General features: G+C 42.2%; 14 protein-coding genes, 1 riboswitch and 1 other annotated feature. All 14 genes read left to right on the top strand.

Going from position 1 to position 15,230, the window contains the following annotated elements:
• Positions 1–80 precede the first annotated feature (80 nt).
• Positions 81–192, bottom strand: a riboswitch (SAM riboswitch).
• Positions 193–356: 164 nt separating this feature from the next.
• Positions 357–554 carry a hypothetical protein gene (locus tag CSV80_RS04790; protein WP_099669948.1) on the top strand — a complete coding sequence of 66 codons (198 nt, stop codon included), beginning with the start codon at positions 357–359 and terminating at the stop codon, positions 552–554.
• Between the two features lie 128 nt (positions 555–682).
• On the top strand, positions 683–1,282 hold the full coding sequence (locus CSV80_RS04785; protein ID WP_029053308.1) for a biotin transporter BioY: 600 nt from the start codon (positions 683–685) through the stop codon (positions 1,280–1,282).
• A complete protein-coding gene (gene bioB, locus CSV80_RS04780; protein ID WP_199083931.1) occupies positions 1,279–2,283 on the top strand; it encodes a biotin synthase BioB in 1,005 nt (334 codons plus the stop codon). The genes CSV80_RS04785 and bioB overlap by 4 nt, the downstream gene beginning before the upstream one ends.
• Positions 2,284–2,607: 324 nt before the next feature.
• Entirely contained in the window at positions 2,608–3,078 is a 471-nt protein-coding gene (locus CSV80_RS04775; protein ID WP_029053306.1) for a CtsR family transcriptional regulator, read from the top strand.
• Between the two features lie 11 nt (positions 3,079–3,089).
• On the top strand, positions 3,090–3,641 hold the full coding sequence (locus tag CSV80_RS04770) for a UvrB/UvrC motif-containing protein (RefSeq protein ID WP_099669945.1): 552 nt from the start codon (positions 3,090–3,092) through the stop codon (positions 3,639–3,641).
• The gene (gene mcsB / locus CSV80_RS04765) at positions 3,631–4,719 is read left to right on the top strand and encodes a protein-arginine kinase McsB (protein ID WP_099669944.1); all 1,089 of its coding nucleotides are present in this window, start codon (positions 3,631–3,633) and stop codon (positions 4,717–4,719) included. Before CSV80_RS04770 ends, mcsB begins: the two co-directional genes overlap by 11 nt.
• Before the next feature lie 184 nt (positions 4,720–4,903).
• Positions 4,904–7,351 carry an ATP-dependent Clp protease ATP-binding subunit gene (locus CSV80_RS04760; RefSeq protein ID WP_099669997.1) on the top strand — a complete coding sequence of 816 codons (2,448 nt, stop codon included), beginning with the start codon at positions 4,904–4,906 and terminating at the stop codon, positions 7,349–7,351.
• Positions 7,352–7,441: 90 nt separating this feature from the next.
• Positions 7,442–8,812 carry a DNA repair protein RadA gene (gene radA / locus CSV80_RS04755; RefSeq protein WP_029053302.1) on the top strand — a complete coding sequence of 457 codons (1,371 nt, stop codon included), beginning with the start codon at positions 7,442–7,444 and terminating at the stop codon, positions 8,810–8,812.
• Between the two features lie 164 nt (positions 8,813–8,976).
• A complete protein-coding gene (locus CSV80_RS04750; protein WP_099669943.1) occupies positions 8,977–10,065 on the top strand; it encodes a PIN/TRAM domain-containing protein in 1,089 nt (362 codons plus the stop codon).
• Positions 10,066–10,091: 26 nt separating this feature from the next.
• Positions 10,092–10,772 carry a 2-C-methyl-D-erythritol 4-phosphate cytidylyltransferase gene (ispD, locus tag CSV80_RS04745; protein ID WP_099669942.1) on the top strand — a complete coding sequence of 227 codons (681 nt, stop codon included), beginning with the start codon at positions 10,092–10,094 and terminating at the stop codon, positions 10,770–10,772.
• Positions 10,773–10,785: 13 nt separating this feature from the next.
• Complete coding sequence (gene ispF / locus CSV80_RS04740) at positions 10,786–11,265, top strand: 2-C-methyl-D-erythritol 2,4-cyclodiphosphate synthase (RefSeq protein WP_029053299.1); 480 nt, start codon at positions 10,786–10,788, stop codon at positions 11,263–11,265.
• A gap of 83 nt (positions 11,266–11,348) precedes the next feature.
• Complete coding sequence (gene gltX / locus CSV80_RS04735; protein ID WP_099669941.1) at positions 11,349–12,809, top strand: glutamate--tRNA ligase; 1,461 nt, start codon at positions 11,349–11,351, stop codon at positions 12,807–12,809.
• Positions 12,810–12,866: 57 nt separating this feature from the next.
• Positions 12,867–13,081 (top strand) — a binding site (T-box leader).
• 92 nt (positions 13,082–13,173) lie between these two features.
• Positions 13,174–13,848: a serine O-acetyltransferase gene (gene cysE, locus CSV80_RS04730; protein WP_099669940.1), complete on the top strand. Its 675-nt coding sequence runs from the start codon at positions 13,174–13,176 to the stop codon at positions 13,846–13,848.
• The gene (gene cysS, locus CSV80_RS04725; RefSeq protein ID WP_099669939.1) at positions 13,829–15,229 is read left to right on the top strand and encodes a cysteine--tRNA ligase; all 1,401 of its coding nucleotides are present in this window, start codon (positions 13,829–13,831) and stop codon (positions 15,227–15,229) included. Before cysE ends, cysS begins: the two co-directional genes overlap by 20 nt.
• The last annotated feature ends 1 nt before the right edge of the window (position 15,230 follow it).

Raw genomic sequence — 15,230 nt, 5'->3', positions numbered from 1 at the left:
TCCATCTCCCCTTTGCTTTTTCTAATCAAAAAAAGCCTTCAAGTATATTAGAAGGCTTTGTAATCTCAATGACTAGTTCCCTCTCATCTTTTCAGAGTGTCAATTTGACAGACTGCTGGAAGTAGCACCTTGCCTATATGGCTGGTTGCTGAAGCGTCGACGGGCCAGTCCCTCAGCTTCTCTTGATAAGATATGTTTCTTATTCAATTATTTAGATTATTCTAACCACATCATAGCGGCTTTGTTGGATATCGTCAAGTGAATGTTTGGTGAAGTTCGAAGTGCGGAGTTAGAGCATAGAGAAATTGCGATATATATGCTAAAATCAATGAAACAACTCGAAAAGGTGAGGAATTATGCGGTTCTTTAAATATTCATTTCCAATCGCTGTTCTTGTAGGTACAATTGCTTGGATTATGATAGGTAGCAGTTACGAAGAAGTTGCTTATGATATGCGTGTGTACATTACAATTGGGGCTGCTATATTCAGTGGATTGATCTCAAGCGTTTTGTTTCGTAAAGAAAAAGAAGAACAGATTGATGAGAAGAAGTAGGCTGTCAGCATTTTGCTGCAGTCTTTTTTATTTGTTTTTTATGGGTTAACTATAAAATAAAATGTGTTGACATATTATGCGTTAACTATTATTGTTTTTATGGTAACTAATATAAAAGAGGTGACATGATGGCAACAGCAACGGAGAGGCAACCGGTAAGTAGGTTCAGTGCACTAACCATTGTATACAGTGGAATGTTCGCGTCATTAATGATGATTGGAGCAAACATCACATCCTTCGTGCCGTTTTTAGTAGTTGGTGGAGTACCTATTACATTACAAACGTTTTTCGCAATTTTATCAGGACTATTACTTGGCAGCCGTCTAGGTGCGTTATCTATGACGGTATATATGTTAATAGGATTAGCAGGTGCACCGGTCTTCGCTAAATTTTCAGGCGGCTTCGGTCAAATCTTGAGTCCAACGTTTGGCTTTATTCTTACCTTCATTTTAATAGCTTATGTAGCCGGGAAGATTGTCGAGCGAAGTCAGACCATGCCTGCATATATTACCGCGGCACTGGTCGCTACGGCAATCAACTATATAGTAGGCACAAGCTGGATGTATTTTGCGTACAAGATGTGGGCTGCTGCACCAGACGTGTTTACCTACAAGATCGCATGGCTATGGATGATGCCTCCTTTGCCAAAAGATCTAATTCTGGCTGTACTGTCAGGCATATTCGCGTTTAGAATCTCAAAACACTTGAAAGTGAGGCGTACGCTATAATGAACTACCAAAGGCTGGCTACTCAAGTACTGGAAGGGCATGTATTAACTGACGAGGAATCACTCGCAATATTGAATAGCCCAGATGAAGATTTGCTATTATTACTGCACGCGACGTACTCGATTCGATCACATTACTTCGGAAATAAGGTAAAGCTGAATATGATCATCAATACGAAATCAGGATTATGTCCGGAGAACTGTGGTTATTGCGCACAATCCATCATTTCAAAAGCACCTGTCGAAAAGTATGCGATGATGAAATCGGAAGAGATACTAGAAGGTGCAGAACGTGCTGCCGCTAATAAAGCGGGCACCTATTGCATCGTAGCAAGTGGACGGGGACCGCGTGACAGTGAACTGGACATAGTCATTGATTCTGTTAAGCAGATAAAAGAAAAACACAAAGGAATGACGGTATGTGCTTGCCTAGGTATTTTGAAGCCAGGCCAAGCAACCCGTTTGAAAGAGGCGGGCGTAGATCGCTACAACCACAACTTGAACACATCCGCAGAGCATCACGAAAGTATAACTACATCGCATACATACGATGATCGTGTAAACACTGTAGGGTTGGCTAAAGAAGCAGGCATATCTCCATGTTCAGGCGTCATCGTTGGCATGCGGGAAACAAAGCAAGATATCATCTCCATGGCGCGTAGCCTACGCGAACTGGACGCTGACTCAATACCTGTGAACTTTCTGCATGCAGTTGATGGAACACCATTAGAAGGGACATCAGAACTGGATCCACGCTACTGCATAAAAGTCCTGTGCCTATTCCGCTACATCAACCCTAGCAAAGAAATCCGCATTTCGGGTGGACGTGAAGTCAACTTGCGAAGCCTGCAGCCACTAGGCCTCTACGCTGCAAACTCTATCTTCATCGGTGACTATCTCACAACAGCCGGTCAGGAAAATGATCAAGATCAAAAAATGCTTGAAGACATGGGCTTCGTAGTCGATCTCGAACCGTTGCGCAAAGAACCTATCATTATATAAATAGAGAATGAGTAAATATACGTATACCTTGTGCTGAAGACAATCCGCTATGTGGATCTGCTCTTCAGTTTTTTCTATTCATTCAGAATTCTATTTAGGAGGATTGCAGTAGTTGGCCGTAAGTGAAAAGTATTCGTCTTGTTTTAATTCGGTGACTAATTGAATAATTAATAGCCTGTTGTGACAACCTAGCAACAAGTTTTCTTTTAACGTAATCATGTATACATACAAACAAATGAATTGCATCCCGCCTAATTCTTGCGATACAATCAAGTCAAAGATAGTCAAAGTCAACTAGATGAACGAGCGAAAAGAGGTGACGAGATGCGTAATATTTCTGACATTATAGAAGGATATTTGAAGTCGATTATAGAAGAGGAAGATAGCGCTTCTATTGAAATCAAACGAAATGAGATTGCTGAGAAATTCCAATGTGTACCATCACAGATTAATTACGTAATCAAAACCCGGTTTACCGTCGAGAGAGGTTACGCTGTTGAGTCTAAGCGAGGAGGAGGAGGCTACATCCGGATTTACAGGGTACGTACCAACTCCCGCAAGGACTTACTTGAACAAGCGTTAGAGATTTTAGAGAGTGAAGCGTCATCTACTATGGCGGAAGATGTCATTATCCGTTTAATTGAAGAAGAAGTCATTACAGAACGTGAAGCTAAACTGATGCTTGCTGCAGTAGGCCGTGCTACTCTGCGTTATATGTTGCCAGAGCGGGATGCGTTACGTTCACGTATTCTTCGCGCTATGTTAGTTACATTAATTTATGAAGAGATAGAATGAGGTGAATTTCAATGCTTTGTGAAAACTGTAAAGAACGACCAGCTACTGTAGTGTTTAAACAGGAAACATCAAATGATGTAATAGAGCGTCATTTATGTGATAAATGTGCATTTTACTCACAAACATTTTCTTTCAGTCCGGATCAGGAACCGTTATCAATTCAACAATTTTTAGCACATTGGTTAGGTGGTTCAGAGTTATTTCCGGAACAAAAAGCCGATGAAAGATTACCGGATGGTCCGAAATGTCCGAATTGCGATTTGACCTTCCATCGTTTCCTCGATATCGGGAAGTTTGGTTGCGCTGTATGTTATGAAACATTCAGGGGGCAACTGCCAAGAGTGTTTGCCAAACTGCATAATGGGCATACCCAACACCGTGGAAAGATTCCCGTATCACTTAATGAACGTTTTGCTTTAAAGAAGAAGCTTGAAGATATCCGTATGAAAATGCGGGAAGCTGTAGAAAACGAACATTTTGAAGAAGCGGCAACTTTGCGTGATGAGGCGAACCAAGTGAAACAGCAACTGTCCGATGGAGGTGATGATCAACATGTCATTTAAAAAATTCATCAAACAGGAACTGACAGGTTGGATGGTTGCGGAAGGTGAGCATGCTGACATCGTCTTGTCCACAAGAATCAGGTTAGCTCGCAATTTACAAGATTATTCTTTTCCGATAAGTGCCTCGCAGGAAGATGCGAACGACGTAAGCGAAGCATTGAATCAGGCAGTCGAGACGATGGAGGACCATCATTTTACAGGCATCACAATGGAAGATTTGTCTCCGCTTGAACGCCAGATTTTAGTCGAGAAGCATTTAGTCAGTCCACAGTTGATCAATCCTAAAAAACATGGATCCGTTTTGCTGTCCGAAGACGAAACAATTAGTATTATGGTGAATGAAGAAGATCATATTCGCATTCAATGTATTTATCCGGGTTTTCAAATAGATCAGGCATATGAACACGCTGATCGAGTAGATAGCGAACTTGAAGTGAATTTGAACTATGCTTTCGATGAAACATTCGGCTATTTGACAAGTTGTCCATCTAACACCGGTACGGGAATGCGCGCGTCAGTCATGATGCATTTACCTGCATTAACCATCACTAAGCAAATCGAGCGAATTATACCCGCGATATCAAGGCTTGGAATGGTCGTACGTGGAAGTTATGGAGAGGGCAGTGAAGCACTCGGTAACATTTATCAGGTTTCCAATCAAATCACACTCGGCAAATCAGAAGAGGAAATCTTGAAAGACTTAGAGAGTATTTCAAAACGCTTGATTGCACATGAAAAGAAATCACGTGAATTATTATTGGCTAAGTCGGAAGTTCACTTGGAAAATAGATTATTCAGGGCGCTCGGGACACTGACTCATTCGCGAATCTTGCCGTCAGCAGAAGCGGCAAAATGTTTGTCTGACGTCCGTTTGGGTATAGATTTAGGTATCATTGAAAATATTGATATGACAATTTTGAATGAATTGATGATTTTCATGCAACCAGGTTTTCTGCAACAATACGCGAAGGCAGAATTAACATCTGATGAACGAGATATCCTTCGTGCACAATTATTCCGTGATCGGCTAGGAGTAGAGCGATCTGCTGCACAAGAAAAAGACAGTGATTCGTTGTGAGCAAAGTTTTTGCAAGAAAGTCTTATAGCATTTATAATTAATCAAAGATAGTCAAAGTCAATATGCGAATTAGGTTGTATCGCGAATTGACATGAATATATATAGTTATAGGAAACAAAGCATTGATGTGTTATTTTGCATAACATAGAATATAGTCCACTGATGAAGGAAGAGGGGAATGAATATGATGTTTAATCGATTTACACAACGTGCACAAAAAGTTTTACAACTGGCTCAAGAAGAGGCTATTCGTTTAAAACATGAATCTATTGGTACTGAGCATATCCTGCTTGGATTGATTCGAGAAGGTGGCGGCATCGCAGCAAAAGCTCTTGAAGCAATTAGTGTGAATGCGGATACTATTGAACGAGAAGTAGAAATTCTAGTAGGTGTAGGCTCTAAAGATGTGGGTCCGATCGTTCATTATACTCCTCGCGCCAAACGAGTTATTGAATTATCCGTTGATGAGTCTCGTAAATTAGGACATTCTTATATCGGCACAGAGCACATTTTATTGGCTTTGATTCGAGAAGGAGAAGGCGTGGCTGCACGCGTTCTGAATAATGCAGGTGTTAGCTTGAACAAAGCTCGCCAGCAAGTACTTCAGTTGCTTGGCAATGATGAAAGTTCTGTTGGCAACCCAGCGAATTCTGCATCGGCAGCAACACCAACATTGGATGGCTTGGCGCGTGATTTAACTGAAATCGCACGTGAGGGCACGCTGGATCCAGTAATTGGACGAAGCAAAGAAATTACACGTGTTATTGAAGTATTGGCACGTCGTACGAAAAACAACCCAGTATTGATTGGGGAACCGGGTGTAGGTAAAACAGCGATTGCAGAAGGTTTGGCACAGCAAGTCGTAAGTAATGAAGTGCCTGAAATCTTGCGTGACAAACGCGTTATGACACTAGATATGGGTACAGTCGTCGCAGGCACAAAATACCGCGGTGAATTCGAAGATAGAATGAAGAAGGTAATGGAAGAAATCCGTCAAGCGGGTAACATTATCTTATTCATCGATGAATTACACACGTTGATCGGTGCAGGTGGAGCAGAAGGTGCTATCGATGCATCCAATATCTTGAAGCCATCTCTTGCACGTGGTGAACTACAGTGTATCGGTGCTACTACACTTGACGAATACCGTAAATATATTGAAAAAGACGCAGCGCTTGAACGACGTTTCCAACCAATCCAAGTTGATGAGCCATCTGTAGAGGAAACGATTCAGATCATTAAAGGCTTGCGCGACCGTTACGAAGCGCATCACCGTGTGAAGATTACGGATGAAGCGGTTGAAGCGGCAGCGAAGATGTCTGATCGTTATATCTCGGACCGTTTCTTACCGGATAAAGCGATTGACTTAATTGACGAAGCTGGATCGAAAGTGCGTTTGCGTTCATATACAACTCCTCCTAACTTGAAGGAGCTCGAGGTGAAGCTTGAAGCAATTCGTTCTGAGAAGAACGCAGCTGTGCAAAGCCAAGAATTTGAGAAAGCTGCTTCTTATCGTGATAAAGAGCAGAAGATGAAGGAAGAGTTGGAAACAACGAAAGCAGCTTGGAAAGAGAAACAAGGGCAGACTGAATCCGAAGTGACAGTGAATGATATCGCGTCAGTTGTGGCGATGTGGACAGGAATTCCTGTTGACAAGATTGCAGAGACAGAGTCGGCTAAATTGCTGAACATGGAAGAAATTTTGCATCAACGTGTCATTGGTCAAAAAGAAGCAGTGTTATCTATTTCGAAAGCCATCCGTCGAGCACGTGCAGGATTGAAAGATCCGAAACGTCCTATTGGTTCATTCATTTTCTTGGGCCCGACTGGTGTAGGTAAAACTGAACTAGGCCGTGCGTTGGCGGAAGTGATGTTCGGCGATGAAGATGCGATGATTCGTATCGATATGTCCGAGTATATGGAGAAGCATTCTACATCTCGTCTAGTCGGATCACCTCCAGGCTATGTAGGGTATGATGAAGGCGGCCAATTAACGGAGAAAGTTCGCCGTAAGCCGTACTCAGTTGTACTACTTGATGAGATTGAAAAAGCACATCCAGATGTTTTCAATATCTTATTGCAAGTATTAGAAGACGGACGTTTAACGGATTCTAAAGGACGTACAGTTGATTTCCGCAACACAGTAATTATCATGACTTCAAACGTTGGAGCAACTGAATTGAAGAAAAACCGCTACGTTGGCTTTAATATTCAAGACGGCGAATCCGACTACGATGACATGAAGGAAAAAATGCTTGCAGAATTGAAGAAAACATTCCGACCGGAGTTCTTGAACCGTGTGGATGACATGATTGTCTTCCATTCATTGGAGAAAGAACACTTGCGTGAAATTGTCAGCTTGATGAGTGATGAACTTTCTAAGCGCTTGGCTGAACAAGACATCGAATTGGTGTTGACGGATTCAGCTAAAGATAAAATCACGGAAGAGGGATATGATCCGGAATACGGTGCTCGTCCATTACGTCGTGCATTACAGAAACATGTAGAAGATCGTTTGTCTGAAGAGTTACTTGAAGGTAAAGTTCTGATGGGTGAAAAAGTAATCATTGATGTAGAGGATAATCAGTTTATCGTACGCACGGAGAAACACACAGTAGCAGTAGAAAAATAATAATATAATCAACGGGATAGCTCGCTCGCTTAGTTTTTAAAAAGCGCAGCGGGCTGTCCTTTTCGTACTTTTCAAATAAGGAGAGAGTGTATGGCTAAGCGAAAGTCGAAGTTCATGTGCCGTTCTTGTGGATATGAGTCCGCTAAGTGGATGGGGCGTTGTCCTGGTTGTGGAGAATGGAACACGATGGATGAAGAAGTGGAGATTGTTCAAAAGGGACCGCGTGCTGCATTTCAGCATGGTGAAAGAGTGAAGCACAAAGCTTTGCCTATCAGTCAGGTGGAAATGGCTGAAGAGCCACGTGTTAAAACGGAATTAGAAGAATTAAACCGCGTACTCGGTGGTGGGATTGTACCGGGCTCGCTCATATTAATCGGCGGGGATCCAGGAATCGGGAAGTCTACATTGTTGCTACAAGTCTCATCGTTACTTGCGAATCAACAACAGCGCGTACTGTATATTTCAGGAGAAGAATCGATCAAGCAAACTAAGTTACGTGCAGAACGATTAGGCGTGAAGTCAGATGAGTTATATATTTATGCCGAAACCGATCTCGCAATGATCAATGAAACTGTGGATGAAGTGAAGCCGAAGTTTGTGGTTGTGGACTCGATTCAGACTGTTCATCATCCTGAAGTATCATCGGCGCCAGGAAGTGTATCGCAAGTGCGTGAATGTACCGCAGAACTAATGCGTATAGCAAAGACGCAAAACATTGCCATATTCCTCGTAGGTCACGTAACAAAAGAAGGACAAATTGCTGGACCACGATTGCTTGAGCATATGGTGGATACGGTGCTGTATTTTGAAGGTGAACGTCACCACACATACCGTATTTTACGAAGTGTTAAAAATCGTTTTGGTTCTACTAATGAAATTGCCATTTTTGAAATGTTGCAGGCTGGATTAAAGGAAGTCTTAAATCCTTCTGAAATGTTCTTGCGTGAGCGATCGCAAGGTGGAGCGGGCTCTACCATTGTCGCTTCTATGGAAGGCACACGGCCAATACTTGTTGAAATTCAGGCACTGATGACGGCATCAAGTTTCAATTATCCGAAGCGCATGGCGACTGGATTGGATCAAAACCGTGTGCAGCTATTAATGGCGGTATTGGAAAAACGTGCAGGGATGCTATTACAGACACAAGATGCGTATATTAAGGTTGCGGGCGGCGTTAAGTTGGATGAGCCGGCCATTGATTTAGCCGTCTTGCTAAGTATTGTTTCTAGCTATCGCGACACGGCTGTAGGGGCGCGCGATTGTTTTGTTGGTGAAGTAGGGTTAACAGGTGAGGTTAGAAGGGTATCTAGAATAGAACAACGCGTCACGGAAGCGGCGAAACTTGGTTTTGATCGCATTATCATTCCGTCGTCTAATTTGGGCGGTTGGGATATTCCGAATGGGATTGAAGTGGTAGGCGTTGAAACTATTACGGAAGCGTTAGGAATGGCATTCAGATAACATCTATTTTATATGACGGGATGAGTAGAATAGCAAGAAACTTTCCTGCTGTTGAGATAGTCCTAGTAGGAGGAGTGAGGAATTTTCAGAAATTCCTCACTTAACCTAAGCAGCTAACCATGATTCGTTGTATACTATTAGGAAGGAAAAGGAGGTGGAAGAATATGTTGAAAAGAGTAGTCCAAGTTTCATTCTTATTAATTGGAGGAACTCTCGGTGTTTTATTTTTACCGTACTTATTCGCTATGTTTGAGTTTACATCACGCCCGATCATAGAAAACCCTTATGTGGAGGCAATTATAGGAGCAATCATTCTATTTTTATTAAGCTTATTTTTAACTGAACCGATTGTAAATTTCATTAAATGGATTGAAGAAAGACTTCTGAAAGCGCCGATCATGGATTTATTATTCGGTACAATCGGATTAGTCGTAGGGTTAATCGTAGCTTTTTTATTCAGTTTCGGACTAAGTGCAATTGGTTTTCCGGTAGTGTCTTCTGTTGTGCCTGTCTTATTGTCTATTCTTCTCGGCTATTTAGGTTTCCAAGTAGGTTTTAAAAAGTGGGAAGAGTTTATTAATGCATTTTCTAATTTACGCATGACAACTGCAAAAAAGAAAGAATCGACAGAACCCGTTGTCACTCCACCACAAAAAGATGTATATAAGTTACTAGATACAAGCGTCATTATCGATGGGCGCATTGCGGATATAGTGGCGACAGGATTTTTACAGGGAATTTTAGTTGTACCTCAGTTTGTACTAACCGAACTACAGCATATAGCCGATTCATCTGATACGTTGAAGCGGACAAAAGGTAGACGTGGCCTCGATATTCTAAAGCGTTTACAAAATGATGACGGTCCTCAAGTGCTCATTACGGACGAAGATATTCCGAATGTAGCCGAAGTGGATTTAAAGTTAGTTAAACTGGCGAAGAAAATGGATGGATTGGTTGTAACAAATGATTTTAACTTAAATAAAGTCTCGGATTTGCATGGTGTCGCAGTATTGAATATAAATGATCTCGCTAATGCAGTAAAACCGGTAGTCATTCCAGGTGAAGAAATGCATGTAGTCGTAATCAAAGACGGTAAAGAGCATAATCAAGGTGTTGCATATTTGGATGATGGCACAATGATTGTCATTGAAGATGGTCGGTCTCATATCGGAGATGCCATTGACGTTGTAGTAACAAGTGTATTGCAAACTTCTGCAGGACGAATGATTTTTGCGAAACCCAAAGGTCGATAACCAGCATAGAAAGCAGAGTGACAAACGTGAAATATACAGTGATGATTCCTGCCGCGGGAAGCGGCAAACGAATGGGTGCTGGACAAAATAAGCTCTTCCTGAAAATTGGAGAGCATTCAATTTTGTATCATACAGTCAGTGTGTTTCAAGAAGACCCTAATTGTGAAGAAGTCATTATGGCTGTGAAGCCGGAAGAGCAAGTTGAAATTGAAGAGATTCTCAAACAGGATCAACACGTGAAACCTATCACATTTGTAAAGGGTGGTGGTGAGCGTCAAAACAGTGTTGCAGCTTGTATCTCTGCTTACAAAGGGAAAGGTATTGTTCTCGTCCATGACGCGGCTAGACCTTTCTTGAATTCGTCAATTATTACGGAACTGGTGCGTACTGCTAATGAAAAGGGTGCAGCTATAGCAGCAGTTAAGGCGAAGGATACAATTAAGTACGCGGAAGATGGTACTGTCAAAGAAACTTTGGCTCGTGAAAAGCTGTGGCTCGTGCAAACGCCTCAGGCATTTCAATATGAATTGTTGAAAGAAGCATCGGACTCGGCTATTGCAGAAGGTTTCCTTGGCACGGATGAATCCATGTTAGTGGAACGACTTGGCCACGAAGTCCAAGTGGTGGAAAGTTCATATGATAATGTAAAAATGACGACTCAGGAAGATCTTGCTATAGGTGAAATCTTACTGGCTAGAAGAAAGTAGGAGGAATAATTACATGTTTCGAATTGGACAAGGTTTTGATGTACATGCATTTGAAGAAGGTAGACCACTCATTATTGGTGGTATCACCATTCCGCACTCAAAAGGGTTGATTGGTCACTCCGATGCGGATGTGCTACTACACACAGTAACAGATGCTGCACTAGGTGCGATTGGAAAAGTGGATATTGGTACACATTTCCCTGATACGGACGACGCGTTTAAAGACGCTGATTCTGCTATTTTATTGGAGAATGTATGGGCGATGGTAAAAGAAGAAGGCTACCGTTTAGGTAATATTGATTGTACGATTATTGCGCAACGTCCAAAAATGGCACCGTATATTGGAGACATCCGTGAACGCGTGGCGGAATTGCTCGAAGCAGATCTGTCGCAAGTGAATGTGAAAGCTACGACTACGGAACGTCTAGGCTTCCCTGGGCGTGAAGAAGGAATCGCAGCAATGGCAACGATTTTACTGATGAAAAACCAGTAACTTTCAAAACGTCCTTTAGAGTGCTAAAATAGATAGGAAATTATATAAGAATGTAATCAATTCGAAACGGAGAGGTAACTATTATGACACAAGAAGTACGTGTGCGTTATGCACCGAGTCCAACAGGCCAACTACATATTGGGGGCGCGCGGACCGCGTTATTCAACTATTTGTTTGCTCGTCACTATGATGGGAAATTTATTGTTCGTATTGAAGATACGGATACAGCGCGAAATATTGAGAGTGGTGAACTTTCCCAACTTGAAAACCTGACGTGGCTCGGTATCCATCATGACGAATCCATTGATATTGGCGGAGAATACGGCCCATACCGTCAAATGGAACGTCTGGACTTGTATAAAAAGTATGCAGACGAAATGCTTGAAAATGGGCATGCCTACAAATGTTTCTGTACACCTGAAGAGCTAGAAGCAAAGCGTGACGCTCAGAAAGAAGCGGGAATCGCAGCACCTATGTATGATGGTACTTGTCGTCATTTAACAGCAGAACAAGTAGCGGAAAATGAAGCTGCAGGGAAGTCATACAATATTCGTATGCGCGTTCCTGAAAATACTACGTATGCGATCGATGACCTTGTGCGCGGTGAAGTAACATTCGAATCAAAAGACATCGGTGACTGGGTTATGGTTAAGACGAATGGTATTCCGACGTATAACTTTGCTGTAGTAGTCGACGATCATTTGATGAAAATCTCCCATGTTTTCCGTGGAGAAGAGCATTTGACGAATACACCAAAGCAACTAATGGTATTTGACGTATTCGGTTGGGACCACCCACGATTTGGTCATATGACGCTGATTGTCAATGAAGAACGCAAAAAGCTTTCAAAACGTGATGAATCAATCATTCAATTCATTGCGCAATATAAAGATTTAGGCTATTTGCCGGAAGCAATGTTTAATTTCTTCTCTTTGCTTGGTTGGTCGCCTGTCGGAGAAGAAGAGATTTTCTCTCATGACGAACTCGTAGAACAATTTGATGAGTCTCGTTTGTCGAAGTCACCTTCCATGTTCGATACGGATAAGCTAACGTGGATGAATAACCAATATATAAAAAAGCTGTCTTTAGAAGAAGTAATTGAATTAACGTTGCCACATCTACAAGCAGCAGGATTGGTTTCAGAAAATATGTCTGCTGAAGAAAAATCATGGGTTCACGATTTGATCGCGCTGTACCACGGTCAATTGAGCTTTGGTGCTGAAATCGTCGAGTTATCCGCCCAGTTCTTCCATGACACATTGGAATATGATGAAACAGCATCTGAAATTTTGGCGAGTGAACAAGTACCTGAAGTGATGACGTCACTTAAGAAGCAACTAGAAGAATTGGAAACATTCGATGCACCGTCTATTAAAGCGGCAATTAAGGCAGTCCAAAAAGAAACAGGACATAAAGGTAAGAACTTATTCATGCCTGTGCGTGTCGTGGCAACTGGTCAGACATCAGGTCCTGAACTACCGGATGCTATTGCGCTAATTGGTAAAGAAAAGATTATTCAACGTGTTGAAAGATTTGCAAAATAAACAATATTGACATTTCGGTGAATTTCTGTAAAATGAACCTAATATACATTTGTCATATGAAAAGCGTCGAAAAGGAAAGTACGTAGTGGATGCTCTATAGAGAGGGTCATCTAGGCTGGAAATGACCTGAGTCGTTCACTATCGAAATGCACCTTTGAGCGATGAGCCGAAATTATTAGTAGGCCATACGTATAGTCTGCGTTAAAGACATTAAGCGGGGGACAATTACGTTCTCAAGCGGAGTGGAACCACGCATTAATTGCGTCTCTGTCATCATGAGTGACAGGGGCGCTTTTTTTATCTTGAGAAATTTTTCTATAGTGGAAATCGCCGTCATGTGAAAGAAGAAAAAGGGGGAAGTTCATTGTTCAAGCGTATGAAAGAGGATATTCGATGTATTTTCGATCAAGACCCGGCAGCCCGCAGCACGGTTGAAGTGATTTTAACGTATTCGGGGTTGCATGCAATTTGGATGCACCGTATTGCGCATGTGTTTTATAAGCGTAATCTTCGGTTTTTGGCTCGTGTAGTGTCGCAAGTTAGCAGGTTTTTCACGGGTATTGAAATTCACCCTGGAGCTGTAATAGGCAGACGTCTTTTCATTGATCATGGGATGGGTGTAGTCATAGGGGAAACATGTGAAATTGGCGATGACGTAACACTGTATCAAGGAGTTACATTGGGTGGAACAGGAAAAGAAGGCGGTAAGCGACATCCGACGCTCTGTGATAATGTATTGGTTGCGTCGGGTGCCAAAGTACTTGGTTCCATTACGATTGGGGAGAACAGTAAAGTAGGTGCGGGTTCGGTCATCTTAAAAGAAGTGCCGCCAAACTCTACAGTAGTTGGTATACCAGGGAAAATCGTTATTTCAAATGGTATACGTGTAAAGAATAAACTAGATCATTCCACGCAAGATCCGATTGCGGATGAAATCAAACGATTAGAAAAGCAAATTCAGGAGTTGAAGCTGCGTACTGAGCAGTTGGAAACCGTGAATGAAAAAAAGGGAGATTTACATGAGCATTCAACTTTATAATACATTGACACGTAAGAAAGAAAAGTTTGTTCCAATAGAAGAAGGAAAGGTCAAAATGTATGTCTGTGGACCAACCGTTTATAACTATATTCATATCGGAAACGCCCGTCCTGTGATTGCATTTGATACGATTCGTCGCTACTTGGAATATCGTGGCTATGAAGTCAATTACGTCTCAAACTTTACGGACGTAGACGATAAAATCATTAAAGCGGCAAATGAATTAAACGAAGAAGTCGGAAATTTAACCGAACGTTTCATTGCGGCCTATCACGAAGATGTCAGTGCTCTCGGCTGTGAAGTAGCGACAGCGCATCCTAGAGTAACTGAGCACATTGATGACATTGTGGAATTTATCCAGGTTCTCATTGCCAAAGGATTTGCTTACGAATCTCGTGGGGATGTCTATTTCCGTACACGTAAATTCGAAGGCTACGGGAAACTCTCACACCAATCCATCGATGAGTTAAAAGTAGGTGCGCGGGTGGAAGAAAATGCAATCAAAACAGATCCTCTCGACTTTGCGCTTTGGAAATCAGCGAAAGAGGGGGAAGTCTCGTGGGATAGTCCTTGGGGCAAAGGTCGTCCTGGCTGGCATATCGAATGTTCGGTAATGGCCAAACAGCTTCTTGGGGACACGATCGATATTCATGCAGGTGGGCAAGACTTAACATTCCCGCATCATGAGAATGAAATCGCGCAGTCTGAAGCGGCTACCGGCAAAACTTTCGCCAACTACTGGATGCATAACGGTTATATCAATATTGATAACGAAAAAATGTCGAAATCCTTAGGGAATTTTATTTTGGTACATGATATTCGTAAGCAAATAGACCCGAAGGTACTGCGTTTCTTCATGCTTTCTGTACACTATCGTCATCCAGTCAACTTTGCACAGGATCTTGTAGAAAGCGCGTCGAATGGATTGGAGCGTATTCAGACTGCGTACAGCAACTTGCAGCATCGTGTAACGATTTCGGCGGATCTAGCAGAAAATCCAGAGCCGTGGTTAGATAAGATTAACGAACAAATTAACGCATTTGAAAAATCGATGGACGATGACTTCAATACGGCTAATGCGATTGCGTCCATTTTTGAACTATCCAAACAGGCGAACGTATACTTGCTCGAGAAAAATACAGACCGTCACGTACTTCAGCAATTCATCGATGCGTTGGATCAATTAATGGGCGTACTTGGATTGCCATTTGATAATGCGGATGAATTAGTGGATGACGAAGTAGATGCTTTGATCCAGGAACGTCTTGATGCTCGGAAGAATCGTGATTTTGCACGGGCGGATGAAATTCGTGATGAACTAAAAGCACAGGGAATCATTTTAGAAGATACAGCGCAAGGCACTCGCTGGAAAAGAGGGTAAC

Source organism: Sporosarcina sp. P12(2017) (assembly GCF_002743035.1).
Classification (GTDB): domain Bacteria; phylum Bacillota; class Bacilli; order Bacillales_A; family Planococcaceae; genus Sporosarcina; species Sporosarcina ureae.
The sequence above is the reverse complement of the archived record's forward strand: the minus strand, read 5'-3'. Positions and strand labels throughout refer to the sequence as shown.

Bases quoted from the DNA above. Each gene is read 5' to 3' on its own strand.
- CSV80_RS04790 (WP_099669948.1), top strand. From the start codon at position 357: ATGCGGTTCTTTAAATATTCATTTCCAATCGCTGTTCTTGTAGGTACA.
- CSV80_RS04785 (WP_029053308.1), top strand. From the start codon at position 683: ATGGCAACAGCAACGGAGAGGCAACCGGTAAGTAGGTTCAGTGCACTA.
- CSV80_RS04775 (WP_029053306.1), top strand. From the start codon at position 2,608: ATGCGTAATATTTCTGACATTATAGAAGGATATTTGAAGTCGATTATA.
- CSV80_RS04770 (WP_099669945.1), top strand. From the start codon at position 3,090: ATGCTTTGTGAAAACTGTAAAGAACGACCAGCTACTGTAGTGTTTAAA.
- mcsB (WP_099669944.1), top strand. From the start codon at position 3,631: ATGTCATTTAAAAAATTCATCAAACAGGAACTGACAGGTTGGATGGTT.
- CSV80_RS04760 (WP_099669997.1), top strand. From the start codon at position 4,904: ATGATGTTTAATCGATTTACACAACGTGCACAAAAAGTTTTACAACTG.
- radA (WP_029053302.1), top strand. From the start codon at position 7,442: ATGGCTAAGCGAAAGTCGAAGTTCATGTGCCGTTCTTGTGGATATGAG.
- CSV80_RS04750 (WP_099669943.1), top strand. From the start codon at position 8,977: ATGTTGAAAAGAGTAGTCCAAGTTTCATTCTTATTAATTGGAGGAACT.
- ispF (WP_029053299.1), top strand. From the start codon at position 10,786: ATGTTTCGAATTGGACAAGGTTTTGATGTACATGCATTTGAAGAAGGT.
- gltX (WP_099669941.1), top strand. From the start codon at position 11,349: ATGACACAAGAAGTACGTGTGCGTTATGCACCGAGTCCAACAGGCCAA.
- cysS (WP_099669939.1), top strand. From the start codon at position 13,829: ATGAGCATTCAACTTTATAATACATTGACACGTAAGAAAGAAAAGTTT.